Below are 26,475 nucleotides of genomic sequence, written 5' to 3' on the forward strand. Positions count from 1 at the left end.
TTGCCGCGGCCGCCACGCGTCGGGAGGACGGGGTCGCGCCGGGGGTTATTACTAACAAGACGCAGAAGACGCGCGTCAACCCCTTGACCCGGCCCCTCAGTCGCTATGTGATGCACTGCAACTACCAGTCGCCGCACGTTGAGGGGCCTGCCGCGACCGTCGATCCCTTGCCTGACCGTTTTGCACGTAAAACTGCCGGTCAGACCAGCATTTCTTGCTGCAGGGGATCATCGGGTTGGCCCGTGAGCGCCAGGCGAACAAAAGCATCGTCCACGGTCGACCCTGAAAGGCCCCGCCCATGAAACGCGTTTCCCTTGCTCTCACCCTTGCCGCCGCCGCCGCCGCCGCTGCCCTGTCGGTTCAGGCCGCTTCGGCGCAAACCCTCAAGACCATCAAGGACCGGGGCATGCTGTCCTGTGGCGTCAGCCAGGGCCTGCCGGGCTTTTCGTCGCCCGATGACAAGGGAAACTGGACCGGGATCGACGTCGACGTCTGTCGCGCGCTCGCGGCGGCGGTTTTCAACGATCCGACCAAGGTCAAGTTCGTGCCGCTCTCGGCCAAGGACCGCTTCACGGCGCTGCAATCCGGCGAAATCGACGTGCTGTCACGCAACACCACCTGGACGGTGTCGCGCGATACCTCGCTCGGCGCCAATTTCACCGGCGTGACCTATTACGACGGGCAGGGCTTCATGGTGAAGAAGTCGCTCAAGGTCAATTCTGCGCTCGAGCTGAACAGCGCCTCGGTCTGCGTGCAGACCGGCACCACGACCGAGCAGAATCTCGCCGACTTCTTCAAGGGCAACAACATGAAGTACGAGGTGATCGCTTTCGGCACCGTTGACGAAACCGTCAAGGCTTACGAATCCGGACGCTGCGATGTCTTCACCGACGATGCGTCCGGGCTCTATGCCAGCCGCCTGAAGCTCGCGAACCCCGCCGATCACGTCGTGCTTCCGGAAATCATTTCCAAGGAACCGCTGGGGCCGATGGTGCGTCACGGCGACGACCAGTGGTTCGACATCGTGAAGTGGACGCTGTTCGCAATGATCAATGCCGAGGAGCTCGGCGTGACCCAGAAAAACGTCGATGAGATGCTGAAATCTGACAAGCCGGAACTGAAGCGGGTGCTGGGCACCGACGGCAATCTGGGCGAACAGCTCGGCCTCACCAAGGACTGGGTGGTGCGCATCGTGAAGGCGGTCGGCAATTACGGTGAGACCTTCGAGCGCAATGTCGGCACCGGATCGCCGCTCGGCATCGCCCGTGGCGTCAACAATCTCTGGAACAAGGGCGGTATCCAGTACGCGCCGCCGATCCGCTGATCGGTCCTGGCCCGCGGCTGCGGCGATGAGCATCGAGCCCCGAAATCCACCGCTTCAGTTTGTGCTCAGGCTGAAGCGTGCACTTGGCGGCAAGGCCGGCTGGAACGGGCTCGCCGTCCAGATTGCCTTCGCCGCGATCCTGGCCTGGATCGCCTATGAGATCGTGGCGAACGCCCGCGCAAACCTGCAGACCCAGCACATTGCGTCGGGCTTCGGTTTCCTCAACTACAATGCGGGCTTTGACGTCAGTCAGAGCCTGATCGCCTACACAAATTCCGACACCTATTGGCGCGTGTTTTTCGTTGGCCTGTTGAACACGCTCCTGGTCTCGGTGATCGGCATCTTCTTCGCCACCGTGATCGGTTTCATCGTGGCCCTGTGCCGGCTGTCGCCGAACTGGCTGGTGTCGCGGATCGGAGGTATCTACGTCGAAACCATCCGAAACCTACCCCTGCTGTTCCAGATCCTGTTCTGGTACCTCGCGGTGCTGGCGGCGCTGCCGGGACCGCGGCAGAGCATCTCGATATTGGGCACGTTCTTTCTCAACAATCGCGGCCTGATCGTACCGCGGGCGGTCGGCGAACCGGGGCTCGATCCGTTCCTGGCCGTGCTCGTGGTCGGCATCATCGCGGCGCTGGGCGTGCGGTACTACGCGCGGCGCGCGCTATTCCAGCGGGGACAGATGATCCGGATCTGGCCCTATGTGCTGGGTCTCATCGTTGGCCTGCCGCTGGTCGCGACGTTGATCTTCGGGTGGCCTTTCATCTTCGAGCTGCCGCAACTGAAGGGCTTCAACTTCGCCGGTGGGGCGCGGGTCATCCCCGAATTCGTTGCCCTGACGGTCGCGCTGTCGACCTATACGGCGTCGTTCATCGCGGAGATCGTGCGCGCCGGCATCATGTCGGTCCACAAGGGACAGATGGAGGCGGGCGCGTCGCTCGGCCTGAGCCGCGGCACAGCGCTGCGGCTGATCGTGGTGCCGCAGGCGATGCGGGTCATCGTGCCGCCGCTGACCAACCAGTACCTCAATCTCACCAAGAACTCGTCGCTTGCGGTCGCCATCGGTTATCCGGATCTGGTGTCCGTCTTTGCCGGCACGGCGGTAAGCCAGACCGGGCAGGCCATTGAGATCATCGCCATGACGATGGGCGTCTATCTGTTGCTCTCGCTGACAACGAGCGCCGTCATGAGCATCTATGGCTGGCGCATCAACCGGAGCCTGGCGGCATGACGGATATCGCGGCATCGACCTTTGTCAGGCAGGACCTGGTCGCCGAACGCCCGGCGCCGATGAAGACCACCGGCTTCTTCGGCGTGCTGCGCTCGCGCCTGTTGAATTCACCGACCAACATCCTGCTCACGATCCTCTGCCTGTTGCTGGTCTGGTACGTCGTCGTTCCTGCGCTCAGGTTCCTGCTGGTCGACGCGGTCTGGACCGGCAAGGATCGCACGGCCTGCCTGTCCGAGACGGCGGGATACAGCGTCGGCGCCTGCTGGCCCTATGTCTGGGCGAAGCTGAACCAGCTCATCTATGGCTTCTATCCGGAAGCTGAGCGCTGGCGCGTCAATCTGACCTTCCTGCTCGGTGTCGCGCTACTCCTGCCGCTGCTGATTCCGCGCCTGCCTGCAAAAGGCTTGAACTCGGGCCTGTTCTTCTTTGCTTTTCCGGTGGTGGCATTCTTCCTGCTGCATGGCGGCGGCATCGCCGGCTTCGGCGTGAGCTGGACCGCCGGCCTGCTGCAGCTGTTCGAGCAGAGCATCAGTGGAGTTGGCGAACTCCTGGTCAATCTCAGCCAGAATTCGGCGATCGGCCCGCTGCTCTGGGGCCTCGGCAAGGTCATCGTCCTGGTCGGTCTCCTGATCCACTGGCTGATCTTTCCGCTGACCTGGCTGCACGATCAGCTGCAATCATCCCAACCGGTGTGGGGCGATTTTCTCGTCACGGCCGTGATCGTCTCGGCCATCCTGTTTGGTCTTGGCGGCGGCATCCGAACCGGCCGCGGGGTGCTGATCCGCAGCCTGCTGACGTTTGCCGGAATGGCTGTCGCGATCAAGCTGATGGGACTCGACCACGGCGGCTTTCCGATCGTCGATACACGGCTGTGGGGCGGCCTTCTGGTGACGCTGGTCATCGCCATCACCGGCATCGTCGCCTCGATGCCGATCGGGATTGCGCTGGCGCTCGGCCGCCGCTCGACCATTCCGCTGATCCGGATCTTCGCGATCACCTTCATTGAATTCTGGCGTGGCGTGCCGTTGATCACGGTCCTGTTCTTTGCGACCTACATGCTGCCGCTGTTCGTGCCGGGTAATTTCACGATCGACGGCTTGATGCGCGCCCTGATCGGGGTGGCGCTGTTTACCGGTGCCTATCTTGCCGAGGTCATCAGGGGCGGTCTCGCCGCCGTGGCGCGCGGGCAGGCGGAGGCTGCTTCCGCACTCGGCCTGTCGTGGTGGAAGACGACGTCACTGATCGTGCTGCCGCAGGCGCTGCGCTACGTCATCCCCGGCATCGTCAATAGCTTCATCGGGCTGTTCAAGGATACCTCGCTGGTCTCGATCGTCGCGCTGTTCGATCTGCTCGGCTCATTGCGGGCGTCGTTCGCCGATCCAAACTGGACAACGCCGACCACCGCGTTCACCGGTTTCGCCGTCGCCGGGATGATCTATTTCGTGTTCTGCTTTGGAATGTCGCGCTACTCGCTCTTCGTCGAAAACCGTCTCAACGCCCATCGCCGCAACTGAACAGGGTCACCATGTCCACCGATCCGATCGTCAACATTTCCAGCCTCAACAAGTGGTATGGCGATTTCCACGTGCTGCGCGACATCAAACTCGAGGTCGGAAAGGGCGAGCGCATCGTGATCTGCGGCCCGTCGGGGTCCGGCAAGTCGACCCTGATTCGCTGCATCAATGCGCTGGAGGAATTCCAGGAGGGCGAGATCGTCGTCGACGGCATCGAGTTGGGTCCGAACCTGCGCCGCGTCGACGAGGTGCGTCGCGAGGTCGGCATGGTGTTCCAGAGCTTCAATCTGTTCCCGCATCTGACTGTCCTCGACAATTGCACGCTGGCGCCGATCTGGGTGCGCAACATCCCGAAGAAGGATGCCGAGGCGGCCGCGATGAAGTTCCTCGAGCGCGTCAAGATCCCGCATCAGGCTAACAAGTTTCCGGGCCAGATGTCGGGCGGCCAGCAGCAGCGCGTCGCGATCGCGCGCGCGCTGACCATGAATCCCAAGGTGATGCTGTTCGACGAGCCGACCTCGGCGCTAGATCCGGAAATGGTCAAGGAAGTGCTCGACACCATGGTCGACCTCGCCAAAGAAGGCATGACCATGCTCGTCGTAACCCACGAAATGGGCTTTGCCCGCGAGGTCGCCAACCGCGTCGTGTTCATGGACGCCGGCCAGATCATCGAGTCGAACACGCCGCAGGAATTCTTCGCCAACCCGCAGCACGCGCGGTCGAAGCTGTTCTTAAGTCAGATCTTGAGATGATCGCGTAGGGTGGGCAAAGGCGCCTCTTTGCGCCGTGCCCACCATCCAGAGGCACGCGAGAAATGGTGGGCACGCTTCGCTTTGCCACCCTACAAGGCCGCTTTTCGCCTCACACGAACGGCAGCTCGATCTTGCTGCGCTTCTCGAGCCATTCCGGCACCGGCAGATTCTTCGAACGCATGAAGTCCGGATTGAACAGCTTTGACTGGTAGCGGCCGCCGGAGTCGCAGAGGATCGTGACGATGGTCTTGCCGGGACCGAGCTTCCTGGCCAGGCGAATGGCGCCTGCGACGTTGATGCCGGTCGAGCCGCCAAGGCACAGTCCCTCGTGCTCGAGCATTTCGTAGATCACCAGCACCGCTTCTTCGTCGGGGATCAGGAACGCGTCGTCGACCTTTGCGGTTTCGATGATCGGGGTGATGCGTCCAAGCCCGATGCCCTCGGTGATCGAGCTGCCCGGCGTCACCTTGGGCTCGCCATGCTTGAACAGCTCATACATCGCAGCACCGCGCGGATCGGCGCAGGCGGTCGTGATACCGGGATTCTTCTCCTTCAGATAACGGCTGATGCCGGCAAGCGTGCCACCGCTGCCGACGGAGCAGATGAAACCGTCGAGCTTGCCGCCGGTCTGCTCCCAGATCTCGGGTCCGGTGGACTCGTAGTGCGCCTTGGCGTTGTCGAGGTTGTTCCACTGGTCCGCGAACAGGACGCCGTTCGGCTCGCTCTTGCGGAGCTGATCGGCAAGCCGCTTGCCGAGGTGCGCGTAGTTGTTCGGATTGGAGAAGGGCAGTGCCGGGGCCTCGACGAGCTCGGCGCCGCACAGCCGCAGGAAGTCCTTCTTTTCCTGGCTCTGGGTCTCCGGAATGACGATCAAGGTCCGGTAGCCGCGCGCGCTCGCGACGACCGCCAGCCCAATGCCGGTGTTTCCCGCAGTCGACTCGACCACGAGCCCACCCGGCTTGAGCTCACCGCGCTTCTCGGCTTCCAGGATCATCCATTTGCCGGCGCGGTCCTTGACGGACTGGCCGGGATTCATGAACTCGGCCTTGCCGAGAATGGTGCAGCCGGTCAGCTCGGACGCGCGCTGCAGCTTGATTAGTGGCGTATTGCCGATCGCTTCGATGACGTCTCTGTTGAATGTCATGTCAGGGGGTATTCTCTTGCCGGTCAGTGTTTTGCTTCTGCCGGAAACTAGTGTGCCCATCGCAAAAGGGGAAGGCTTTTGCACTGCGGCGAAATTGATTGGACAGTCTGCGTTAACCAGTCGGTGGCGCAGGCCAGGGCATCGCATGGAAAATTGTTTTGAGCGAGCGCTGCGATCTGGCCAAATCTTGCTGCAAATCGCCGTTCCGCATCAAATCGGCGATCGCTCCGGATGCAATCAATTCAAGACGGTCGCTCGACCTTGTACAGCCCCACATTGAGGGCGCCGATCTCAAAGCCGAGCCTGCAATACGCCAAATAGTACTCCCACATCCGCTTGAATCGGAGATCGAAGCCCAATGCTTCGATCGACGGCCAGGTGTCCATGAACCGGTCGTGCCATTCTGCAAGAGTGCGCGCGTAGCTGTCGGCGAAGAACTCCGACGAGACAAGCCGCAGTCCGGCGTTCCTCACCTGCTGTTCAACGATGTCAGCGGTCGGCAGCATTCCGCCAGGGAAAATGTAGCGCTGGATGAACTCCGGCCGCCTGCGATAGCTTTCGAAGCGGCTTTCGTCGATCGTGATGACCTGCACCACCGCGACACCGCCGAGTGTGAGCCGTTGCCGCAGATTGTCGAAGAACAGCGGCCAGTAGGCTTCGCCGACTGCTTCCAGCATCTCGATCGAGACAACACGATCATAGCTGCCTCTGGTCTCGCGATAGTCCTCGATCCGCAGGTCGGACCGGTCGGCGAGACCGCGCCGTGCCAATTGCTCGCGCGCGTAGCCAAGCTGTTCGGTCGACAGGGTCAGGCCGGTGACATGGCAGTCGGCTCGCGCGATGATCTGCTGCGCCAGCGCGCCCCAGCCGCAACCGATCTCCAGCACGCTCTCGCCACCGCTGAGATCGAGCAACTCGGTCACGCGATCCAGCTTGTTCTGTTGCGCCTGCTCGAGCGTTTCATGAGGTGAAGCGTAGATCGCCGACGAATAGGTCATGCTCGGATCGAGCCAAAGGTGGTAGAAGTCGTTGCCGAGATCGTAGTGAGCGCGAATGTTGCGCCGGCTGCCGCGCCTGGTGTTACGGTTGAGCAGGGCATGGCGGAGCCAAATGAGGGGCTGCGGCGGCCTCAGCCGCTCGAACGAGGCGGCCCCGGTCGATCGCGGCGCGGCCGCGCTCAGGAAGGCGTGGAGGTTTGGCGTCGACCACTCGCCGGCGAGAAACCCCTCGGCAAAACCGAGATCGCCACCGACCAGCAGCCGCAGCATGCATTTCCAGCTGTGGATCTTGATATGCGCCTGGTCTCCACCGCGCATGCCTGAGATCACGATGCCGCGCTCGCCGGGCACCTGGATTAGAATTTCGCCGCAGTCGAGCCTGCCGAGCATCCGCCGCAACACTGCTCCGATCGTCGCGCGCAGCACGGTGGGCCATCGAACAGGGAGCAAGCCCGGGACGGTTTGCTGATGATCAGAGTGCATGCGAATCGATCCGTTGCTTGGGCGATATGGCGGCGAGCGTGATGGTGTCAGTGGATGTTTGCGGGCGGTCGCGCAGCCGCATGCCCTTCAGCGAAAGCCGCAGCGCTTCCCAATGAATCGCGAGCATGACCTTGGCCGTAACCAGGGGGATCGTCAGGAAATTACGCAGCAGCGCTCCATCGCTGATTGTCTCGCGCGATGCCGTAAGGCAGGCGCTGAGCACGGCTTGGCCGCCTTTGCTTGCCCCGATACCGAGCGCAAACTGCTGACCTGGCTCGTTCAGCCGGAAGCGATAGGCCATACCCATGTCCATGAAGGGCGAGACGTAGAACGCCTTGCGGCAGTCATGGCGGATATTTCCGGCGTCGACTTCGACCGGCGCCACGTAAGCGTGGCGCTCACCGAACGTGTTGTGGACCTGATAGATGATCGCGCCGAGCTGCCCGCAGCTCCGGTAGCAGAAATAGATGCTGAGCGGATTGAAGCTGTAGCCTAGCGTCCGCGGCATGCAGAACAGCCGGATCGCTCCGCCTTTGATGTCGATCCCGGCTCGCGCCAGATTGCTTTCGGCCTGGACGCGCAGCGACGTTGCGCTGCCGTCGCCGTGATCGGAATCATGCAGCGCGAACAGGTTGAAGCGGTTGCGGGAGAACAGCCGCAACCGTGACGCAAGCGCCGGGACCTCGTCGAGATCGAGCAGCATCCAGAAGGCGCGGTAGCGGAAACGATGCACTTTGGGCCGCAGCCGTCGATGCATCACGCTGCCGCGATAGAGGCTGGAGTGCAGCGTCATGATAGCAACTCCGGCTCGGGCGCGGAGGGAGCGGTGCTGTCGAGCACGATGCGTCCGGATTCGTCTGATACGGTCCAGGGCCTGCGCACGCCGCCGAGTTGTTCGGCGACCGCAAGGCCGGATTGCAGCCCGTCTTCGTGGAAGCCAGCGCCGAAATGCGCGCCGCAGAACCAGACATTGCCCTTGCCTTGCAGCGACCAGAGCCGGCGCTGTGCTGAAATCGCGGCGGCATCGAACACCGGATGCTCGTAGAGTTCGGTGTCGTACAGCGTATCGGCATGCGGCGGGTGGGACGGGTTGAGGGTGACGAACAACTGCAGGCGCCCTTCAATGCCCTGCAGGCGGTTCATCCAATAGGTCACGCCGGCCGGTGCATCGGATTGCTCGCGCCAGCCGACGTAATTCCAGCTCGACCACGCCGCGCGGCGCCGTGGCATGAAGCTCGGATCCGAGTGCAGCACGGCAAGATTGCGGCTATAGCGGAAAGCGCCGAGCAGGTCGATCTCGTCCCGTGTTGGCGCGTCGATGACGGCGAGCGCCTGATTGGCATGCGTCGCAAGCACGACGTGATCGTAGGAGCGGGTTTCCCCGCTGATGTCGGTGACCGCGACGCGGTTGGCGGTGCGTCGGACGCTGACCACGCCGCATTCCAGCCTGATCCGGTCGGCGAACGATCGGATCAGCTGTTGCACATAGACCTGGCTGCCGCCGGTCACGGTTTCCCAACGCGGCCGGCTCGTCAGTTGCAACAGACCGTGATTGTGATGGAAGCGGATGAAGGTCGCGGCCGGGAAGGCGAGGATCTCATCCGGCGGAGCCGACCAGATCGCGCTGGCCATCGGCAGCAAATGGTCGTCGCGGAAGGCTAAGCCGTAACCGCCTTGCTTGAGATAGTCGCCGAGGCTGATCGTCTCGTTGCCCAGGAGCGTGGCATCGCGTGTGGCGTGATCGTAGAACCTGACGACGTCGCGCAGCATCGACCAAAAGCGCGGACGCAGGAGATTCCCGGGCTGCGCCAGCAGCCCCCGAAGGCCGGTTCCGGAATATTCAAGTTCGCCCTCGTTGAGGGAAACCGACAGCGACATTTCCGACGGCTGCGTGGGCACGCGCAGATGCTGAAACAGCGCAGCCAAATTGGGATAGGTCCTGCGGTTGAACACGATGAAGCCGGTATCGACGGCGATTTTTTTGCCGTTGATCGACGCCGTCACGGTGTTCGAGTGGCCGCCGATCCGATCGGACTTTTCATAGATGGTCACGTCGTGCCGCTGGCGGAGCAGCCACGCGGCCGACAGGCCGGAAATCCCGGTCCCGATCACGGCAATCTTCAACCTGATGTCGCTCCTCAAGGTTCAACCCTCTGCGGCACAGCCAATGCACCGGCCGGTTCCGCGGACGGCTCTATGGAATGAAACGATGGGCTTTGCGGGTTGGATCACCGGCTGTGATCCAACCGTGGCCGGGCGACGTTCCCGTAATATGCATGCGGTCGTACGACATTGTTTCGGGGGCATCGCTCTGGTCAGGCCGGGCGCGATCCGGTACTCACGTCGCAGAGGTGTCGGCGACAGGGAGTGCCCGCGCGGCATGCAGAGTGAAATTCCCGGCGATGCGACGTCGGATGCCGCCAGATGGGCCCGGCTGATCGAAGCCATTGCGGTCCGCCGGGATCGCGAGGCGTTCGCGGCGCTGTTCCGGTATTTTGCGCCGCGCATAAAGACCTTCATGCAACGCTCCGGGGCGAGCGAGCAGAGCGCCGACGAACTGGCGCAGGAAGCGCTGCTCGTGGTCTGGTCGAAGGCCGCCCTGTTCGATCCCGCAAGCGTTGGCGCCGCAGCCTGGATATTCACGATCGCGCGCAACCTGCGCATTGACGCCCTCCGCCGTCAGAAACGAACCCCGACACATGATACGTCCGAAGTCGAACTTGAGTTTCGCCTCGACGAGGGGCCGCGGCCCGACGCCGGTGTCCGTGCATCGCAGATCGAGGGGCGGGTCCGGGATGCGCTGTCCGTGCTGCCGGACGAACAGTTGCGGGTGATCGAGCTGTCCTTCTTTCAGGAAAGGGCCCATGCGGAGATCGCGCGGACGCTCGACATTCCGCTCGGGACGGTCAAATCACGCTTGCGGCTGGCCATGGCCCGGCTGCGTGGCTTGCTGGATGACTTCTCATGACGGTCCATCATCATCCCCCGGACGAGTTCTTGGCGGCGTTTGCGGCCGGTGTACTCGACCTTGGCCAGCATATTGCCGTTGCCACGCATCTGGTCGGCTGCGCGAGGTGCCGCGCCGCCGTGCGCGCGATCGAGCATGTTGGCGGCGCGGTGCTGGCCGGACTGCCGCCGAGCGCGATGTCGGACGGGTCGCTTGAGGCTTTGCAGCGAAGATTGGACGAGCCTGTCCGCGTTGCCGACGCACCGGCGCGGCCAAGGGCCCGCGGATTTACCGATGTCCCAGGCCTGCCGTCGCTTCTTGACGGCTATCCCGGCAGCTCCTGGAAATGGATTGCGCCGAAGGTGCATTTGCGGCCGATCCGATTGGCTGAGCCGAGCGCAACGCGGGTCTTTCTTCTGAAGTCCGGCCCGGGAACGAAGATGATCGACCACACCCACACCGGCTTTGAGATGACCTGCGTGCTGTCAGGCAGCTTCGTTCATGCCGGGGGCCATTTCGGGCCCGGCGATTTCGATTTCGGCGACGGATCTGTCGATCACGACGTGACGATCGATTCGGCAGAGGATTGCATCTGTCTGGTCGCGATGCAGGGAGACCTGAAGCTGAACGGACTGATCGGCCGCCTGCTGCAGCCCCTGATCCGGATGTAGCCGGTGGCGGGCGACGCCTCATGAGTCTGCTCCACGCGGTGTCCCACCTCGCCATCATGGCGTTCGCGCTGTCTGCAGTCATGACGACGGCTTGGCTGATCCAGCGGCGTAGCGGGCACACCGGATGGATCGATGTGTGCTGGACATTCGGGATTGGCGCAGTCGCCGGCGTCGCCAGCCTTGTCCCGTTTCCGGAAGGCGGGGGACCGACTGCGCGGCAGATGATGGTCGCACTGCTGGTTGCGATCTGGTCACTCCGGCTTGGCGGTCATCTCCTGTCGCGGACCTGGAGGGTCGGCGATGATCCGCGCTACCGCGACCTGATCGATCAATGGGGTGCTACGGCCGACATGCGGATGTTCCTGCAGGTGCAGGCTCAGGCCGCCGTTGCGCTCATCCTCGCGGTCTCGGTCGCGCTCGCGGCGCACAATCCGCGACCGCAACTGGGCCTCAGCGATGGCCTCGGCGCAGCGCTGCTGCTGGCCGGCTTGGTCGGCGAGGCCTTGTCGGATTGGCAACTCCGCAAATTCCGGTCAGACCCGGCCAATCACGGCCGGATCTGCGAGATCGGTCTGTGGACATGGTCGCGCCATCCGAACTATTTCTTCGAATGGCTGTGCTGGCTGGCCTATCCGGTGATCGCGATCGATGTGGCCTATGCCGCGGGCTGGATCACGCTGCTGGCGCCGGCTTGCATGTACTGGGCTCTGGTTTACGTCTCCGGCATCCCGCCGCTCGAGCAACACATGCTGCGTTCCCGCGGCCAGCAATTCCGCGACGTCCAGGCGCGGACGCGGCCGTTCTTCCCGTTCCCAAAACTGGGCTCAGGCGGTTAGCTTGCCCGTGATCCAGCAGGCGGCCACTGCTGCGATCCCGCCGAGCAGCGTTCCCCAGGCGATATCGATCAGCGTCAGCTGGAGCGTCCAGTTGCGCAAGGTCGCCTGATTGGTCAGGTCGTAGGTCAGGTAGCTGAAGAAGCCGAACAGCGCGCCGCTGAGTGCGGCCTGGGTGAGGCTTTCGGATTTCAACCCGGGAAGCACGGCGAAGATGACGAGCCCGGCCGGGTAGATCAGGTAGAAGGCCACAGCCGGTGGCAGGTTGACGTCAGCCAGCAGGATGTCGCCGAGCGTCGGACGGTACAATCGGCTCGCCATGGTCCCAAGCCAGGCCATATCGCAAAGCAGGAAGACCAGAAGGGTCGACAGGTAGGCGTAGGGATAGATCATGTCGGAGCCCGAATATTGAATGCTGCTGTCGACCGCGGGACTGCGGCCTCCAACTGATAACGATCGGCCGCGGCATCTGGATCATGGCACCAACAGCGGCTCGGCTGCTGCAGGCTGCGGATTCGATGCAACAGCGCGGAGAAATCCCCATGAATTCCTTGTAAGAATCGCGGCGCTGACGCATCTGCGCGGACGGTGCGAAAGGCTATAAAAATAGAGGGAAGTGCGACGTTCGGGCGGCCTGAAATCGCCTGCGGCTGCGACCTTGAGGGGTCTTGAGAGGGCTGTCCGCCGCATCTTCTGATGGGGTAGTATAACGGCCCGGTTCCATTGGAAGCATCACCCCGTGAACGTCCCCCAGACCACCACCAAATGCGCCTTGCGCGCGCCAGGGGTGGAATCTGTGTTGCTCGGAGAGCGGGTGTGACCCAACCCGCTTCCGTCATGGCACCTGGAGGCCGGTTGGGCCTCATTGTGCGGTTGCGCCGGGTCGCTGGCCGGTCGCTTATTGCGCTAGGGCTTGTCGCAAGCTCCGCCGGCTGCATCCTGACCCATGACATCCCCGATCCGGCGCTCGACGTGCCCCAAGGCTACAAGGCCCAAGGCTACAAGGACGCCCGGCTTGGCCGCCCCGGCGACGCGCTTCCGACGCTCGACTGGTGGCGGGCGTTCCGGTCGGCCGAACTGACCCAGCTGATGGAGGAGGCCCAGATCGTCAACCTGGACATCGCCGCGGCGGTCGCGCGGTTTCGTCAGGCCGATGCGCTGGCGCGGCAGGCCGGCGCGGCGCTTTTGCCGAGCCTGTCCGCCGGCGGATCCGAAGCCTATTCGCGGACCTCGGGCTCCAGTGCCAGCGGCCTGTCGATCGGCGGGCGCGAAGTGGTCAACTACAACGCTTCGCTGAGCGCGAGCTATCAGCTCGACTTCTGGGGCCAGAACCGCGACGCGGCCCAGGCCGCCGAGGAGACCTCGGTCGCCAACCGGTTTGATCGCGAGGTGACGGCGCTGACGACACTCACGACGGTTGCGACCGCCTACTTCACGGTGCTCGGGACCCAGGACCGCCTGCGCACCGCCCAGCGCAATATTGCCAGTGCCGAGCGCGTGCTGAACGCCATTAACGACCGCTTCAAGGCCGGCACCGGCACCGATCTCGACGTCGCCCAGCAGGAGAGCGTGCTCGCCAACCAGCGCGCGCAGGTGCCGCCGCTGCGGCAGACGCTCGACCAGAACATCAACGCGCTCGCGGTGCTAGTGTCGCGGCCGCCGGAAAGCGTGCGCATCTCGGGCGGCACGCTCAACGCCGTCGCGATTCCCCGGGTCACGCCGGGTCTGCCGTCGGAATTGCTGACCCAGCGCCCCGATATCCGCAGGCAGGAGGCCCAGCTTGCCTCGGCGACCGCCAATGTTGGCAGCGCGCGGGCGCAGTTCTATCCCAGCATCCAGCTGACCGGACAGGGCGGCTACCAGAGTTCGGCGCTGGTGTCGCTGTTCCAGCCGCACGCAGCGTTCTTCAACCTGGTCGGCAGCGCGACACAACCGATCTTCGACGGCGGCAAGATTCTCGGCAATTTCGAATACACCCAGGCCAAGCAGGACGAACTGCTGCAGACCTACCGCAAGACGGTGGTGCAGGCCTTCACCGACGTCGACAATGCGTTGGTCGCGATTCGCGAGACCACGCGGAAGCTGCAGCTGCAGCGCGACGTGCTGACGGCATCGCGGCGGGCGTTCCAGTTGGCCGAGCAGCAGCTTCGGGCCGGGACCGCCGACATCGTAACTGTGCTAAACACGCAGCTGACTCTCTTCCAGGCTGAAGATGCCTACTCCCAGGCTCAACTTGCCCGGCTGCTGGCGATGGTGAGCCTGTATCAGGCGCTGGGGGGCGGCTGGGAGCCGAAGATGGAGAGACCGGTCGATGCTCTTTAAGCCCGACACCAAGGACGACGAGAGAAGCAAGCCGGGCCTGGTCTCGCGCCTGCTCAAGCGCATGGTGTCGCTGATCGTCACACTCGTGATCCTCGGCGGTCTCGGTTATCTCGGCTGGCTCGCATTCCAACAAAAGCAGGGCGGCGGCGGCCGTGGCGCGGGGGCGCGGCCTGATCTTCCGGTGCCGGTACTTGCGGCCACGCCGCGCGTGCAGGACGTGCCGGTCTATCTCGACGGCGTCGGCTCGGTGAAGGCGTTGAACACGGTCACCGTGCGCTCGCAGGTCGACGGCAAGCTGATCTCGGTCAAATTCGTCGAGGGTGAGGACGTCCAGAAGGGCGACGTGCTCGGTGAGATCGATCCCGTGATCTACCAGGCGCAATACGACCAGGCGGTCGCCAAGAAGGCGCAGGACGAGGCGCTGCTCGGCAACCAGAGGCTCGATCTCATCCGCTATCAGCAGCTCGCCGCCACCAATGCCGGCTCGAAGCAGCAGGCCGATACGCAGAAGTCCGTGGTTGCGCAGCAGGAGGCGCTGGTCAAAGCCGACCAGGCCGCGGTCGACAATGCGGCGGCGACGCTGGGCTACACCAAGATCGTCGCGCCGATTTCGGGGCGCGCCGGCCTGCGGCAGGTCGACCAGGGCAACATCGTCCACGCCGCCGACACGACCGGGCTCGTGATCCTGACCCAGCTGCAACCGATTGCGGTGTGGTTCAGCCTGCCGCAGCAGCAGATCGTGCGGGTCAATGCGGCAGCGGCAAAAGGCACGCTGGCGGTCGACGTGTTCGGCAATGACGGCGTCACCGTGATCGACACCGGCAAGCTGACCGGCATCGACAACCAGGTCGATCCGACCACCGGCACACTGAAGCTGAAGGCCGAATTCCCCAACGCCAGCTACCAGCTCTGGCCCGGCCAATTCGTCAATGTTCGCCTCAACGTCGAGACGCTGCCGCAGGCGATCGTGGTGCCGACCTCGGCGGTGCAGCGCGGGCCCGCCGGCACCTTCAGCTATGTGATCGGCGACAACGACATCGTCACCGCCAAGGCGGTGACCGTCACGCAACAGGACGAGCATGACGCGGTCATCGCGAGCGGCCTCACCACGTCGGACCGGGTGGTGACGACGGGCTTTGCCAATCTCGCCGAAGGCTCCACGGTCGTCATTGGCAAGGATGATCAGGCCCCGACGGCCGATCTCGCGCCGCGCAAGCGCGGCCGCAATCGAGACGGCAAGGGGGACGCAAAGGGCGGCGGGCAGGGTCAAGGTCAAGGCAACGAGGCCAAGAAGGATTGGCAAGGCAAGACCGGTGACAAGAACGGTGACAAGACCGGCGAGCATCGCGGCCGGCGCGAGCACAATGAGGGCGACCAAAAGGGGCAGACCGGACCGGCGCCGGCGCCCGCGGCAGGGGGCGAACAGTCAGGCGGCGCAGCGAAGGCGCAGCCATGATCGAGATACCGACCTCGTAATGTCCGACTTGATAGCGAGCACGCAGCCATGAGCGTCTCCGAACCGTTCATCCGCCGGCCGATCGCGACCTCGCTACTCGGCATCGCGCTGTTGATCGGCGGCGCGCTCGGATACTGGGCGCTGCCGGTCTCGGCGCTGCCGCAGGTCGACTTCCCGACCGTGCAGGTGACGACGCAATTGCCCGGCGCCAGCCCGGACGTGATCGCCTCGCTGATCACGGCGCCGCTGGAGCGGCAGCTCGGCCAGATCCCGTCGCTGTCGTCGATGAATTCGACGAGCTCGTTCGGCGTCAGCCAGATATCGCTGCAGTTCGACCTCAACCGCGATATCGACGGTGCCACCCAGGACGTCCAGGCCGCGATCAATGCCGCGGCCGGCATCCTGCCGAAAACGCTGCCGTACCCGCCGGTTTACGCCAAGGTGAACCCGGCGGACGCGCCGGTCATGACGCTGGCGCTCACCTCCGACACAATTTCGCTGCGGGCGATGAGCGATCTCGCCGACACCATACTCGGACAGCGCTTGAGCCAGATTTCCGGCGTCGGCCGGGTCTCGATCCTCGGCGGCCTGAAACCGGCGGTCCGCGTGCAGGCCGATCTGGCGCGGCTTGCGGCCTACGGCATCGCCATGGAGGATTTGCGCAACGCGATCGCCGGCGCCAACGTGTCGGGGCCGAAGGGATCGCTCGACGGCGCCCAGCAGTCCTACACTATCGCCGCCAACGACCAGATCGCAGCGGCCGACGCCTACAGGCCCATCATCATCGCCTACCGCAACGGGTCTCCCGTGACGATCGGCGATGTCGCTGTGATCGTCGACGGGCTGGAGAACGACCGCACCGGCGGTTGGTACCAGGGCTCGCCTGCCGTCATCATCGATATCCAGCGCCAGCCCGGCGCCAACGTCATCGACGTGGTCCGCCAGATCCGCGCCGAGATCCCGCGGATGCAGCGGACGATCCCGGCCGGCGTCAATTTGACCATCGTCGCCGACCGCACGGTCACGATCCGCGCCTCGGTGCATGACGTGCAGTTCACGCTGATCCTGAGCGTGGTGCTGGTGACGCTGGTGGTGCTGTTGTTCCTGCGGTCGCTGCGGGCAACCCTGATCGCGGGCGTGGCACTGCCGCTGTCGCTGATCACGAGCTTCGGCATCATGTATTTCGCCGGTTTCAGCCTCGACAATCTGTCGCTGATGGCGCTGACGATCGGAACCGGCTTCGTCGTCGACGACGCCATCGTGATGATCGAGAACATCGTCCGCCATATGGAGGAGGGCGAAACGGTGATGGAGGCGTCGCTGAAGGGCGCCAGCGAAATCGGCTTCACCGTGATCTCGCTGACGGTGTCACTGATCGCCGTCTTCATCCCGCTGCTGTTCATGTCCGGCCTGGTCGGCCGCATGTTCCGCGAGTTCGCGCTGACGCTGACGATTGCGGTGGTGACCTCGGCGGTGGTCTCGCTGACGCTGACGCCGATGATGTGCTCGCGGCTGCTCAAGAACATCCATGAGGAGGTCGCGGTTCCGGGCCTGGCTGCGGTCAGCCGCTTCATCGACCGGATGGTGGAGTTCTATCACCGGACATTGCTCCGGGTGCTGCGGCATCAGCGCGCCACGCTGCTGGTAACGTTCGCGACCATTGCGCTGACGCTGGTCATGTATGTGATCGCGCCGAAAGGCTTCTTGCCGCTGCAGGATACCTCGTCGATCACAGCGGTGACTGAGGCGGGGCCCGACGTCTCGTTCGCGGAAATGAAGCAGCGGCAGACCGCGGCTTCCGACATCATCAAGGCCGATCCTGATGTGACCGGCGTCGTGTCGGTGATCGGCGCCGGATCGGTCAATCCGACCACCAATGTCGGCCGCCTGGTGATGACGCTGAAGCCGCGCGACCAGCGCCGCGACGACGTCGCGCAGGTCATCATGCGTCTCAAGCAGAGGGTGGCGTCGATCCCCGGCATGACCGTCTACTTCCAGCCGGTGCAGGACGTGCAGATCTCGACGCAATCGAGCCGCTCGCAGTACCAGTACACGCTGACCGGAACCGACGCGGCCGACGTATTGCAATGGTCGCGAAAGCTCGTCGCGGAGATGCGGCGCGACCCGATTTTCCGCGACGTTTCGTCGGAGGCGCAGGAGGGCGGTCTGCGCGCGGCGCTGGACATCAATCGTCAGCGCGCCGGCCAGCTCGGCGTCAGCCTGCAGGGCGTAACCGACACGCTTAACGACGCCTTTGCGCAGCGGCAGATCTCGACCATCTACGGCCAGGCCAACCAGTATCGCGTGGTGCTCGAGGCCTTGCCGATGTACCAGCGCGATCCGTCGATCCTCGACAAGCTCTATCTGCCCGGCGCGAACGGCGCTCAGGTGCCGCTGTCGGCGCTCGCGACACTGAGGCGGACGACGGCGCCGCTGGCGATCTCGCACCAGGCGCAATTCCCGTCAGTCTCGCTCAGCTTCAACCTCGCAGCCGGCGAGGCGCTCGGTGATGCGGTCGAGGCCGTGAAGACGATCGAGACCCGCATCGGAATGCCCGGTAGCATCGTCGGCATCTATTCCGGCGATGCCGCCGAATTCGCAAGGTCACTGGCCGGACAGCCCTGGCTGATCCTGGCCGCGATCATCACGATCTATATCGTGCTCGGTGTGCTCTATGAGAGTTACATCCACCCCATCACCATCCTGTCGACGCTGCCCTCGGCCGGTGTCGGCGCGATCCTCGCGCTGATGCTGTGCGGCCAGGATCTTTCAGTGATCGGCCTGATCGGCATCATCCTCTTGATGGGCATCGTCAAGAAGAACGCGATCATGATGATCGACTTCGCGCTCGAGGCCGAGCGTCACAAGGGCATGTCGCCCTATGACGCTATCGTGCAGGCCTGCCTGCTGCGGTTCCGTCCGATCATGATGACGACCCTGGCCGCGCTGTTCGGCGCGCTGCCGCTCGCGATCGAGAGCGGCACCGGGTCCGAGCTGCGCTTCCCGCTCGGCATCTCGATCATCGGCGGCCTTCTGCTCAGCCAGTTGCTGACGCTCTACACCACGCCCGTGATCTATCTGGCGCTCGACCGCCTCAACCGCCGGATCGAGACGGCGGTGCCGGAGCCTGGCCCGCAGGGACCGCCGGTCGCGGGCGCGACCGAGGGGATGCAATGATCTCGATCTCGGAGCCGTTCATTCGCAGGCCGGTGGGCACCACGCTGCTTGCGATCGGGCTGTTCCTGATCGGGATCGTCGCCTACGAGTTCCTGCCGGTCTCCTCGGTGCCCAATGTCGATTTCCCGATGATCCGGGTGTCGGCGTCCCGGCCCGGTGCTGATCCGTCGGTGATGGCCGCAACCGTCGCCGCACCGCTCGAGCGCAAGCTCGGCGAGATCGCCGGCATCGACCAGATCACCTCGACGAGCTCGCTCGGCTCGACCAGCATCCAGGTGCAATTCTCGATCGGCCGCGACATCGATCACGCCGCGCGCGACGTGCAGGCTGCGATCAACGCCTCACTGGCCGACCTGCCGAGCGACCTGCCGTCGCTGCCGAGATTCCACAAGTCCAATCCGGCCGCAGCACCGGTTTTCGTGCTGGCGCTGACCTCCAAGACGATCTCGACCAGCGCGATGTACGACGTCGCCGACACCGTACTGGCGCAGCGGATCTCGCAGGTACCGGGGGTGGGCGAGGTGACCGTCAGCGGCGCCGACCAGCCGGCGGTGCGCATCGCGCTCAACCCGGTCGCACTGGCGAACGCCGGGATCGCGACCGACGACGTCCGGACCGCGATCGTCAACGCCAATCCACTCGGTCCGGTCGGCATTTTCAATGGCGTCCGCCAGAGCGAGACGCTGTCGATCAACAAGCAGATGCGGACCGCGGCCGAGTTCCGCGACATCGTGATCAAGAGCTTGAACGGCAATTTCGTGCGCTTGTCCGATGTCGCCGAAGTCGAGGACTCCGTCCGCAACGCGCGCTCCATTGCCTGGTTCAACAAACAGCCCGCGGTGTTGATCCAGATCACAAAGCAGGGCGACGCCAACGTCATCGATACGGTTGACCGCGTCCGCGCGATGCTGCCCGAGTTGAAGCAATGGATTCCGGCCGGCGTCGAGATTTCCACGCTGGTGGACCGCACCAGCACGATCCGCGCCAGCGTCCAGGACATGCAGCTCACGCTGCTTGCGACCGTGGTGCTGGTGATGGTCGTGGTGTTCGTGTTCCTGCGCCGCCTGGTGCCGACAATTGCTGCCGGCGTCTCGGTCCCGCTGGCGCTGGCCGGTACCTGCGCCGGGATGTGGCTTGCCGGGTTCTCGATCGACAATCTGTCGCTGATGGCGCTGGCGATTTCCGTCGGCTTCGTGGTCGACGACGCCATCGTGATGATCGAGAACATGTATCGCAATCTCGAGCAGGGCATGGCACCGTTTCCGGCGGCGCTCGAAGGCGCCAAGCAGATCGGCTTCACCGTGCTGTCGATCTCGTTGTCGCTGATCGCGGCGTTTACGCCGCTGGTCTTCATGGACGGGATCGTCGGCCGGCTGTTGCGCGAATTCTCGCTGACGCTGACCTTTGCAATCGTGGTCTCGACGGTGGTGTCGCTGACCATCACGCCGATGATCTGCGCGCATTACATCAAGGAAGCGACGTCGGACCACGCGACCTGGTACGACCGCGTCATCGAAGGCACGCTGTCGCGGACCGTGGCATTCTACGCCTCGACACTGCGGGTCGTGCTCGGCTACCCCTTCCTGACGCTGCTGGTGTTCTTCGCCACCATCGCGCTGACGGTGACGCTCTACATCAAGACGCCGAAGGGATATTTCCCGACCGACGACAGCGGCTTCGTGATCGGCTCGACCCGCGCATCCGCCGACATCTCGTTCCAGGCGATGCTTGGGCTGCAGCAGCGGCTTGCCGACATCGTGATGGCCGATCCCGCGGTCGCCGGCATCGGCTCCTCGGTCGGCGGCGGCACGACCAACCGCGGCACAATGTTTATCAGCCTCAAGCCGCCGGAGGAGCGGGCAGGTCTGTCGACCGCACTGGTGATCGATCGGCTGCGGCGCAACCTTTCCATGGTGCCGGGCATCCGCCTGTTCATGTTCGCAGCGCAAGACATCCGGACCGGCGGCCGGCAGAGCGATTCCGACTACCAGTACACGCTGTCCTCGACGGATCTCGACCTGTTGCAGAAATGGGCGCCGCTCGTGTCCAAGCGCATGGAGACGGTGGAGGGTATCACCGATGTGTCGTCGGACCGCGATCCGGGCGGCCTGCAGCTCAATCTCGTGATCGACCGCAAGACCGCATCGAGCCTCGGCGTCCGGGTGCAGGACATCGACAATGCGCTCAACAATGCATTCTCGCAGCGGCAGATCTCGATCATCTACACCCAGCGCAACCAGTACATGGTGGTGCTGGAGATCGATCCGAGATTCCAGAGCGATCCGTCGAACCTGGAGCGCATCTTCGTCGCCGGCGCCAACGACGTGCAGGTGCCGCTGTCGGCCGTGGTGCACGCCCAGCGGGGGCTATCGGCGCTGGCGGTCTATCACTCCGGTGGATTTCCCTCGACCACGGTGTCGTTCAACCTGCTGCCGGACGTGCCGCTGGAGATCGCGACCACCAACATCCAGCAGGCGGTCAACGAGCTGCACATGCCGGAGGGCATTCGCGGCAGCTTCGACGGCAATGCCGGCGACTTCAACAAGACCAGCGGACGGCAGCCGCTGCTGATCCTCGGCGCGCTGATCGCGATGTATATCGTGCTCGGCGTGCTCTACGAGAGCCTGGCGCATCCGATCACGATCATCTCGACGCTGCCGTCGGCCGGCCTCGGCGCGCTGCTGGCGTTGCAGCTGACAAACACGCCGCTGACGGTCATCGCTTTCATCGGAATCATCCTGCTGATCGGCATCGTCAAGAAGAACGGCATCATGATGGTCGATTTCGCGCTGGAAGCCGAGCGCCATCAGGGCCTGTCGTCGCGGGAGGCGATCTTCGAGGCCTGCCAGGCGCGCTTCCGGCCGATCCTGATGACGACGATGGCCGCGCTGTTTGCCGGCATCCCGCTGGTGATCGCCACCGGGCCGGGCACCGAACTGCGTCGTCCGCTCGGCATCACCATCATCGGCGGCCTGTTCGTCTCGCAGATACTGACGCTCTACACGACGCCGGTGATCTATCTGCTGATCGACCGGTTTAAGGACTTACCGGCGCGACAGCGGCTGAGCTGGCTCAGCGCCGCAGTCGGACTGATCGGGCTGGTGTCCGGCATTGTCAGGCTGGTCCTGCATTGATGTTGCGGGCGAGGCCATCCACGGCGTATAGCCGTTGAATGTCAGAGCTTGTTAACGAGACGGACCTGTTGCCGGAGTGCCCGCATTGCGGCAAGCCGCTGCCGCTGTGCATCTGCGACAGCGTCACGCCGATCGAGAGCCGCATCTCGCTCCTGATCCTGCAGCATCCGCAGGAGCAGGACAGGGCGCTCGGCACCGCTCGGCTGGCGGCGCGGCATTTCAAGACCGCCGTGGTCAAGATCGGCCTGTCGTGGCCGAGCTTGGCAAAGGCGCTCGGTCGGCCAGTGGCCGATCCATCGCGCTGGGCGGTGCTCTACCTGGGTTCTGCCAAGGTCGAGGACCTCGATACCGATGCGGAGATCGTCGCCATCAACCGCAAAGGGGAGGCCGAACCCGGGCAGCGTGCCATCCTCTCCGACATCAAGGGCATCGTGCTGCTCGATGGCACCTGGAGCCAGGCCAAGGCGCTGTGGTGGCGCAACGCCTGGATGCTGAAGTGTCAGCGGGTGATTCTCGGGCCGAAACGGCCCTCGCGCTACGGCAATCTGCGCAAGGAACCGCGGCGCGACGGTCTGTCCACGATCGAGTCGGCGGCAATGCTGCTGGCCGGAATCGAGAAGCGGCCGGATATCGCCGAGACGCTGATCGGCAGTTTTGAGCGGATGTTGGCCAGATTTCGCGAGGTGCAGGCGAAGATGCCGGAATTGGCGCCGAAACCGAAGAAGAAGGATTACCGCCGACGCCGAAAGGGTTAACGCCCCGGCTTGGTTGCCTATCGGAGAGAGGCCGTATATGAGTGCGGCCCGTGGGGCCACGTGGCGGAGTGGTTACGCAACGGTCTGCAAAACCGTGTACACCGGTTCAATTCCGGTCGTGGCCTCCACTTGTCTCATCAACGGCTTGCAGCGAATAGATGAGAAGCTGCCTTAGAGCGTTTTCGAGCGAAGTGGACACCGGTACGCGTGAAGAAAACGCGTCAAAACAAGAATCTAGAGCTTCGGTTCTGATTCAATCAGAACCGAAAATGCTCTAGCAGGCGGCGTACCAGCCTTCAGGAAACGGGACCAGCGGCCAGGGTGCGCGGTTGTCGTTCGCAGCACGCGGCGGCGGCTGGATGCGGGGCAAAGGCTTGGCCAAAAAAACCTCCTCGGAAACGGGCGCGACCGCCGTTCGCACGACGTCCAACAACAGATCAAATTCGACTTCGCTCATCGCGCTCTCCGGGGTTCGAGAGCGCCACCTTTGCAAAACTGTCTTGTGTCTGGATTGAGCCGATCGTTCGAATTTTAGCTAAAGAACGCCGATGCCCGGCCCCGGTTAATAAATTGCTACTGACCCCATCTGGAATTTAAGTCCGACTGCCCGGACCTCGTGTGAGCAAAATCACATTCTACAAAAAACGGTTCGCATAATTCCCTGACATGCCGCGCGCGGCAAGCATCGGAGTGATTTTAGGGAGACGCGATCATGAACGCAAGCTTCGTAGAAATGTCGGTGATCAAGCGCCGTGCCCGTCGCGCGTCAGCTCTCGGTCTTGTCCTCACATTGTTCGCGAGCGAGGCGGCCCTGGCTGAGCCCGGCACTCCCGAACAGCGCAAGGCCTGCACGCCCGACGTCTATCGTCTCTGTGCCGGCGAAATCCCCAATGCCCGCGCCATCACCGCCTGCCTCCGCCGCCAGAAGGCGAGTTTGAGCCCGGCCTGTGCAGCGGTGTTCGAGCAATGACGGCTTGCCCAGAGAATGGTCTGGGTCACGAATGAATCTTGAGCAGGCCTGCCCAATTCGCAGGCCTTGCTGATCCAATTTTTTGTACGTCCCAGGACAAGCTTTCCCAGCTCGGTTCCCCGTAGCCTTTCCCTCGGGTTTTGGAACATGGCCCTCGCCATGACAAATTCGAAGGAACTGGCAACATGCAAAAATGGCTTTGTACGGAAGCACGGCGCGCGTCAGGTTCATTGCGTCTGACGGTGCTGGGCGCAATCGTCGCCGCTGGATTCCTGGCACCGGTCGGCGCGCAGGCTGCGCCTGCCGCATGCGCTGCCTTGCAGGAGAAGTACCCGGACTGGAAAGGCAAGACGCTGGTCAACGCCATCAACCCGCACACACCGGGTTATGAAGCGATCGATCCGAAGGATCCCAGCAAATATGTCGGCTTCGACATCGATCTCGGCGAAGAGATCGGCGAGTGTCTCGGTTTCAAGCTGACCTACAAGGCAGTGACCTTCGCAGCACTGCTCACCACGCTGGCGAGCGGGCAGGCCGACATTGTCATCTCCGACATTTATGCGACCGAAGAGCGGGCCAAGGCCGGCGACTTCATCACCTATTCGAAGGTGTTCGACGGGGTGCTGGTTGCCAAGGGCAATCCGAAGAAGATTACTGGCATCAACACCTCGCTATGCGGCGCGGCTGCGGCCGAAAATACCGGCTATGTCGAAGTGCCGTTGGTGCAGGCGCTGATCCCGGAGTGCAAGGCTGCCGGTAAACCAGAGCCGACGCTGCAGCTCTATGACAACAACGCCAATTGCATCCAGGCGATCTTGGCCGGACGTGCCGACACCTACGTCAACGACGTCAACACGGTCGATAACGCCGTAAAGGCCTATCCGGACATGCTGGAGAAGGCGATCGCGGTGACGATTCCCTATTCGGTCGGCATCGCCGTGCCGAAGGACAAGCCGAAATTCCGCGAAGCCGTGCTGGCCGTGATGATGGAGATCTACAAGTCCGGCGATCAGGCGGCGCTGCTCAAGAAGTGGGAGCTCGACCCGAACAACCTCAAGGAACCGGGTCTTCTGACGGTTAATTGATGTCGCTGTTCGCGCACTATCTCAGCCTGCCGTATCTGCTCGAGGGCATCGAGGTCACGCTTCAGGTGACCATCCTCGGGCTGTTCGGCGGGCTGATCCTCGGGTTGATCCTTGCGTGGATGCAGCTCGGCCGCTTCTGGTGGCTTTCGGCATTCGCGCGGGGCTACACCGTGATCTTCCGCGGCACGCCGTTGATCCTGCAGATGGTGTTTGCCTACGACGCGCTGCCGCACATCGGTATCAAACTGCCGGCGATCCTCGCGGCCGGTCTCGCGCTTGCCTGCAATGAGGCGCCGTTTATCGCCGAAATGCTGCGCTCCGGCGTGCTCGGCGTCGATCGCGGACAGGTGTCGGCCGGTCAAGCCCTTGGCATGACGCCGGCGGTGCTGATGCGGCGGGTGATTGCGCCACAGGCGATCCGCACAATGATCCCGGCGTTCGGCAACGAGACCGTCAGCGCATTGAAGAACTCTTCGCTCGCGTCCGTGATCGCGGTGCAGGAATTGACGTTGCGCAGCACGCAGCTTGCGTCGTCAACCTTTGATTTCTTCTCGATCTTCTTCGCTTCAGGCCTGCTGTATCTCGTGCTGACCGGCGCCGTCAGCGTGATCCAGCTGGCGCTGGAATGGACGCTCGATCTCGACCGCACCTCGCGCCAGCGCAAGCTTGCCGGCTATCTGCCTTTCTATTTACCTTGGCGTCGCGTTGACCTCGCCACCAAGCTCGCCCTGGCCGGCAACGCCGCGCCTGCCGTCGACGTCGCAGCCGCGATGCAGCCGGATATTCCGCTGCCGCCGGCGCGAGCCCTGACGCGCGAGGATCGCGCGAAGCGGGCCGCGACCATTGTGCGCAACAACATTGCAGTCGAGGTCAAGGATTTGCGCAAGTCCTACGGCACGCAGGCCGTGCTCGGTGGTCTCGATATGACCGTGCGCGTCGGCGAGGTCGTGGCGCTGCTCGGGCCGAGTGGCTCCGGAAAGAGCACGCTGCTTCGCTGCATCAACCATCTGGAGGATTGGGACGCCGGCACGGTGCGTGTCGGTGGCCGCCGTCTCGGCTTCTCCGACAACGGCAAGGCGCTGACGCCGCGCGAGGTTGCGAATGAGCGCGCCAGCGTCGGCGTCGGGATGGTGTTCCAGCAGTTCAACCTGTTCAGCCATTTGACGGCGAAGGAGAACGTTGCGGGACCGCTGCGCTGGGTGCACGGCATGACCCGGATCGATGCCGACCGTCGGGCGCGCGAGCTGCTCGATCGTGTCGGCCTGAGCCATCGCGCGGATGCGTTGCCGCGCCATCTGTCCGGCGGCCAGCAGCAGCGGGTCGCGATCGCCCGTGCACTGGCGCCAAACCCCAGCGTGCTGCTGCTGGACGAACCGACGTCGGCGCTCGACCCCGAACTCGTCAATGAGGTGCTCGAAGTGATCCGGCGGCTCGCCGTCGGCGATGGGCTCACCATGATCATCTCGACCCACCAGATCCGTTTCGCCGACGAGGTCGCCGATCGCGTCGCCTTCCTCAGTGGCGGCGCGATCCTGGAGGAGGGCCCGGCGCACGAGGTGCTCTCCAACCCGCGCAACCCCGTCACGGCGCGTTTCCTCAGCGTGATGGACGCCGAGAAGACGCCGGAGACGGTGCGATGAATTCGACAGGCCACGACCAGACCTTCCGACCGCTCGAAG

General features: G+C 63.8%; 21 protein-coding genes and 1 tRNA gene. 16 read left to right on the forward strand and 6 right to left on the reverse strand.

What is annotated here, in order from left to right; translation table 11 throughout:
• Positions 1 to 298 precede the first annotated feature (298 nt).
• The 4 genes from UP10_RS14985 to UP10_RS15000 are packed head-to-tail and all read left to right on the forward strand — an operon-like array spanning position 299 to position 4,821.
• A complete protein-coding gene (locus tag UP10_RS14985) occupies positions 299 to 1,324 on the forward strand; it encodes an amino acid ABC transporter substrate-binding protein (protein WP_044588085.1) in 1,026 nt (341 codons plus the stop codon).
• Between the two features lie 25 nt (positions 1,325 to 1,349).
• Complete coding sequence (locus tag UP10_RS14990) at positions 1,350 to 2,555, forward strand: amino acid ABC transporter permease (RefSeq protein WP_044588086.1); 1,206 nt, start codon at positions 1,350 to 1,352, stop codon at positions 2,553 to 2,555.
• Positions 2,552 to 4,069, forward strand: coding sequence for an amino acid ABC transporter permease (locus UP10_RS14995; RefSeq protein ID WP_044588087.1), 1,518 nt, complete (start codon positions 2,552 to 2,554; stop codon positions 4,067 to 4,069). The genes UP10_RS14990 and UP10_RS14995 overlap by 4 nt, the downstream gene beginning before the upstream one ends.
• Positions 4,070 to 4,080: 11 nt before the next feature.
• The gene (locus tag UP10_RS15000; protein WP_044588088.1) at positions 4,081 to 4,821 is read left to right on the forward strand and encodes an amino acid ABC transporter ATP-binding protein; all 741 of its coding nucleotides are present in this window, start codon (positions 4,081 to 4,083) and stop codon (positions 4,819 to 4,821) included.
• Between the two features lie 109 nt (positions 4,822 to 4,930).
• Here UP10_RS15000 and UP10_RS15005 read toward each other — a convergent pair whose 3' ends face one another.
• From UP10_RS15005 to UP10_RS15020, 4 genes are all read right to left on the reverse strand, one after another.
• Positions 4,931 to 5,965, reverse strand: coding sequence for a cysteine synthase A (locus tag UP10_RS15005; RefSeq protein WP_044588089.1), 1,035 nt, complete (start codon positions 5,963 to 5,965; stop codon positions 4,931 to 4,933).
• Positions 5,966 to 6,207: 242 nt separating this feature from the next.
• Positions 6,208 to 7,446 carry an SAM-dependent methyltransferase gene (locus UP10_RS15010; RefSeq protein ID WP_197086817.1) on the reverse strand — a complete coding sequence of 413 codons (1,239 nt, stop codon included), beginning with the start codon at positions 7,444 to 7,446 and terminating at the stop codon, positions 6,208 to 6,210.
• A complete protein-coding gene (locus UP10_RS15015; RefSeq protein WP_044588090.1) occupies positions 7,436 to 8,239 on the reverse strand; it encodes a DUF1365 domain-containing protein in 804 nt (267 codons plus the stop codon). The genes UP10_RS15010 and UP10_RS15015 overlap by 11 nt, the downstream gene beginning before the upstream one ends.
• Positions 8,236 to 9,570 carry an NAD(P)/FAD-dependent oxidoreductase gene (locus UP10_RS15020; RefSeq protein ID WP_245321745.1) on the reverse strand — a complete coding sequence of 445 codons (1,335 nt, stop codon included), beginning with the start codon at positions 9,568 to 9,570 and terminating at the stop codon, positions 8,236 to 8,238. The genes UP10_RS15015 and UP10_RS15020 overlap by 4 nt, the downstream gene beginning before the upstream one ends.
• A gap of 85 nt (positions 9,571 to 9,655) precedes the next feature.
• Here UP10_RS15020 and UP10_RS15025 point away from each other — a divergent pair, with 85 nt between their 5' ends.
• From UP10_RS15025 to UP10_RS15035, 3 genes are read left to right on the forward strand one after another with little or no spacing between them, the layout of a single operon-like run.
• Positions 9,656 to 10,414 (forward strand): sigma-70 family RNA polymerase sigma factor, encoded by a 759-nt coding sequence (locus UP10_RS15025; RefSeq protein WP_245321746.1) that lies wholly within the window; start codon positions 9,656 to 9,658, stop codon positions 10,412 to 10,414.
• Complete coding sequence (locus tag UP10_RS15030) at positions 10,411 to 11,064, forward strand: ChrR family anti-sigma-E factor (RefSeq protein WP_044588093.1); 654 nt, start codon at positions 10,411 to 10,413, stop codon at positions 11,062 to 11,064. Before UP10_RS15025 ends, UP10_RS15030 begins: the two co-directional genes overlap by 4 nt.
• A 20-nt stretch (positions 11,065 to 11,084) precedes the next feature.
• On the forward strand, positions 11,085 to 11,900 hold the full coding sequence (locus UP10_RS15035) for a DUF1295 domain-containing protein (RefSeq protein WP_044588094.1): 816 nt from the start codon (positions 11,085 to 11,087) through the stop codon (positions 11,898 to 11,900).
• Here the strand turns inward: UP10_RS15035 and UP10_RS15040 are convergent.
• Positions 11,889 to 12,290 carry a DUF2177 family protein gene (locus tag UP10_RS15040; RefSeq protein ID WP_044588095.1) on the reverse strand — a complete coding sequence of 134 codons (402 nt, stop codon included), beginning with the start codon at positions 12,288 to 12,290 and terminating at the stop codon, positions 11,889 to 11,891. The genes UP10_RS15035 and UP10_RS15040 overlap by 12 nt on opposite strands.
• A gap of 444 nt (positions 12,291 to 12,734) precedes the next feature.
• Here UP10_RS15040 and UP10_RS15045 point away from each other — a divergent pair, with 444 nt between their 5' ends.
• From UP10_RS15045 to UP10_RS15070, 6 genes are all read left to right on the forward strand, one after another.
• Positions 12,735 to 14,219: an efflux transporter outer membrane subunit gene (locus tag UP10_RS15045; RefSeq protein WP_156180045.1), complete on the forward strand. Its 1,485-nt coding sequence runs from the start codon at positions 12,735 to 12,737 to the stop codon at positions 14,217 to 14,219.
• Positions 14,209 to 15,675 (forward strand): efflux RND transporter periplasmic adaptor subunit, encoded by a 1,467-nt coding sequence (locus tag UP10_RS15050; RefSeq protein ID WP_044588096.1) that lies wholly within the window; start codon positions 14,209 to 14,211, stop codon positions 15,673 to 15,675. The genes UP10_RS15045 and UP10_RS15050 overlap by 11 nt, the downstream gene beginning before the upstream one ends.
• A gap of 48 nt (positions 15,676 to 15,723) precedes the next feature.
• Positions 15,724 to 18,852, forward strand: a complete 3,129-nt coding sequence (locus UP10_RS15055) for an efflux RND transporter permease subunit (RefSeq protein ID WP_044588097.1) — start codon at positions 15,724 to 15,726, stop codon at positions 18,850 to 18,852.
• Positions 18,849 to 21,986, forward strand: a complete 3,138-nt coding sequence (locus tag UP10_RS15060) for an efflux RND transporter permease subunit (protein WP_044588098.1) — start codon at positions 18,849 to 18,851, stop codon at positions 21,984 to 21,986. The genes UP10_RS15055 and UP10_RS15060 overlap by 4 nt, the downstream gene beginning before the upstream one ends.
• A 38-nt stretch (positions 21,987 to 22,024) precedes the next feature.
• On the forward strand, positions 22,025 to 22,741 hold the full coding sequence (locus UP10_RS15065; RefSeq protein ID WP_044588099.1) for a tRNA-uridine aminocarboxypropyltransferase: 717 nt from the start codon (positions 22,025 to 22,027) through the stop codon (positions 22,739 to 22,741).
• A 54-nt stretch (positions 22,742 to 22,795) separates the two neighbouring features.
• A tRNA-Cys gene (locus UP10_RS15070) sits at positions 22,796 to 22,869 on the forward strand.
• A 146-nt stretch (positions 22,870 to 23,015) separates the two neighbouring features.
• On the opposite strand, the gene UP10_RS15075 is transcribed toward UP10_RS15070, so the two are convergent.
• A complete protein-coding gene (locus UP10_RS15075; RefSeq protein WP_044588100.1) occupies positions 23,016 to 23,198 on the reverse strand; it encodes a hypothetical protein in 183 nt (60 codons plus the stop codon).
• Between the two features lie 255 nt (positions 23,199 to 23,453).
• Between UP10_RS15075 and UP10_RS15080 the strand changes: the two genes are divergently transcribed.
• From UP10_RS15080 to UP10_RS15090, 3 genes are all read left to right on the forward strand, one after another.
• On the forward strand, positions 23,454 to 23,711 hold the full coding sequence (locus UP10_RS15080; RefSeq protein WP_044588101.1) for a hypothetical protein: 258 nt from the start codon (positions 23,454 to 23,456) through the stop codon (positions 23,709 to 23,711).
• A 185-nt stretch (positions 23,712 to 23,896) separates the two neighbouring features.
• Entirely contained in the window at positions 23,897 to 24,796 is a 900-nt protein-coding gene (locus UP10_RS15085) for an ABC transporter substrate-binding protein (protein WP_044588102.1), read from the forward strand.
• The gene (locus UP10_RS15090) at positions 24,796 to 26,436 is read left to right on the forward strand and encodes an amino acid ABC transporter permease/ATP-binding protein (protein ID WP_044588103.1); all 1,641 of its coding nucleotides are present in this window, start codon (positions 24,796 to 24,798) and stop codon (positions 26,434 to 26,436) included. The genes UP10_RS15085 and UP10_RS15090 overlap by 1 nt, the downstream gene beginning before the upstream one ends.
• Positions 26,437 to 26,475: the final 39 nt, after the last annotated feature.

It is taken from the genome of Bradyrhizobium sp. LTSPM299 (genome assembly GCF_000938235.1).
Lineage (GTDB): Bacteria > Pseudomonadota > Alphaproteobacteria > Rhizobiales > Xanthobacteraceae > Bradyrhizobium.

Bases quoted from the DNA above. Each gene is read 5' to 3' on its own strand.
- UP10_RS14985 (WP_044588085.1), top strand. From the start codon at position 299: ATGAAACGCGTTTCCCTTGCTCTCACCCTTGCCGCCGCCGCCGCCGCC.
- UP10_RS14990 (WP_044588086.1), top strand. From the start codon at position 1,350: ATGAGCATCGAGCCCCGAAATCCACCGCTTCAGTTTGTGCTCAGGCTG.
- UP10_RS14995 (WP_044588087.1), top strand. From the start codon at position 2,552: ATGACGGATATCGCGGCATCGACCTTTGTCAGGCAGGACCTGGTCGCC.
- UP10_RS15000 (WP_044588088.1), top strand. From the start codon at position 4,081: ATGTCCACCGATCCGATCGTCAACATTTCCAGCCTCAACAAGTGGTAT.
- UP10_RS15005 (WP_044588089.1), bottom strand. From the start codon at position 5,965: ATGACATTCAACAGAGACGTCATCGAAGCGATCGGCAATACGCCACTA.
- UP10_RS15010 (WP_197086817.1), bottom strand. From the start codon at position 7,446: ATGCACTCTGATCATCAGCAAACCGTCCCGGGCTTGCTCCCTGTTCGA.
- UP10_RS15015 (WP_044588090.1), bottom strand. From the start codon at position 8,239: ATGACGCTGCACTCCAGCCTCTATCGCGGCAGCGTGATGCATCGACGG.
- UP10_RS15025 (WP_245321746.1), top strand. From the start codon at position 9,656: ATGGGCTTTGCGGGTTGGATCACCGGCTGTGATCCAACCGTGGCCGGG.
- UP10_RS15030 (WP_044588093.1), top strand. From the start codon at position 10,411: ATGACGGTCCATCATCATCCCCCGGACGAGTTCTTGGCGGCGTTTGCG.
- UP10_RS15035 (WP_044588094.1), top strand. From the start codon at position 11,085: ATGAGTCTGCTCCACGCGGTGTCCCACCTCGCCATCATGGCGTTCGCG.
- UP10_RS15040 (WP_044588095.1), bottom strand. From the start codon at position 12,290: ATGATCTATCCCTACGCCTACCTGTCGACCCTTCTGGTCTTCCTGCTT.
- UP10_RS15045 (WP_156180045.1), top strand. From the start codon at position 12,735: ATGGCACCTGGAGGCCGGTTGGGCCTCATTGTGCGGTTGCGCCGGGTC.
- UP10_RS15050 (WP_044588096.1), top strand. From the start codon at position 14,209: ATGCTCTTTAAGCCCGACACCAAGGACGACGAGAGAAGCAAGCCGGGC.
- UP10_RS15055 (WP_044588097.1), top strand. From the start codon at position 15,724: ATGAGCGTCTCCGAACCGTTCATCCGCCGGCCGATCGCGACCTCGCTA.
- UP10_RS15060 (WP_044588098.1), top strand. From the start codon at position 18,849: ATGATCTCGATCTCGGAGCCGTTCATTCGCAGGCCGGTGGGCACCACG.
- UP10_RS15065 (WP_044588099.1), top strand. From the start codon at position 22,025: ATGTCAGAGCTTGTTAACGAGACGGACCTGTTGCCGGAGTGCCCGCAT.
- UP10_RS15075 (WP_044588100.1), bottom strand. From the start codon at position 23,198: ATGAGCGAAGTCGAATTTGATCTGTTGTTGGACGTCGTGCGAACGGCG.
- UP10_RS15080 (WP_044588101.1), top strand. From the start codon at position 23,454: ATGAACGCAAGCTTCGTAGAAATGTCGGTGATCAAGCGCCGTGCCCGT.
- UP10_RS15085 (WP_044588102.1), top strand. From the start codon at position 23,897: ATGCAAAAATGGCTTTGTACGGAAGCACGGCGCGCGTCAGGTTCATTG.
- UP10_RS15090 (WP_044588103.1), top strand. From the start codon at position 24,796: ATGTCGCTGTTCGCGCACTATCTCAGCCTGCCGTATCTGCTCGAGGGC.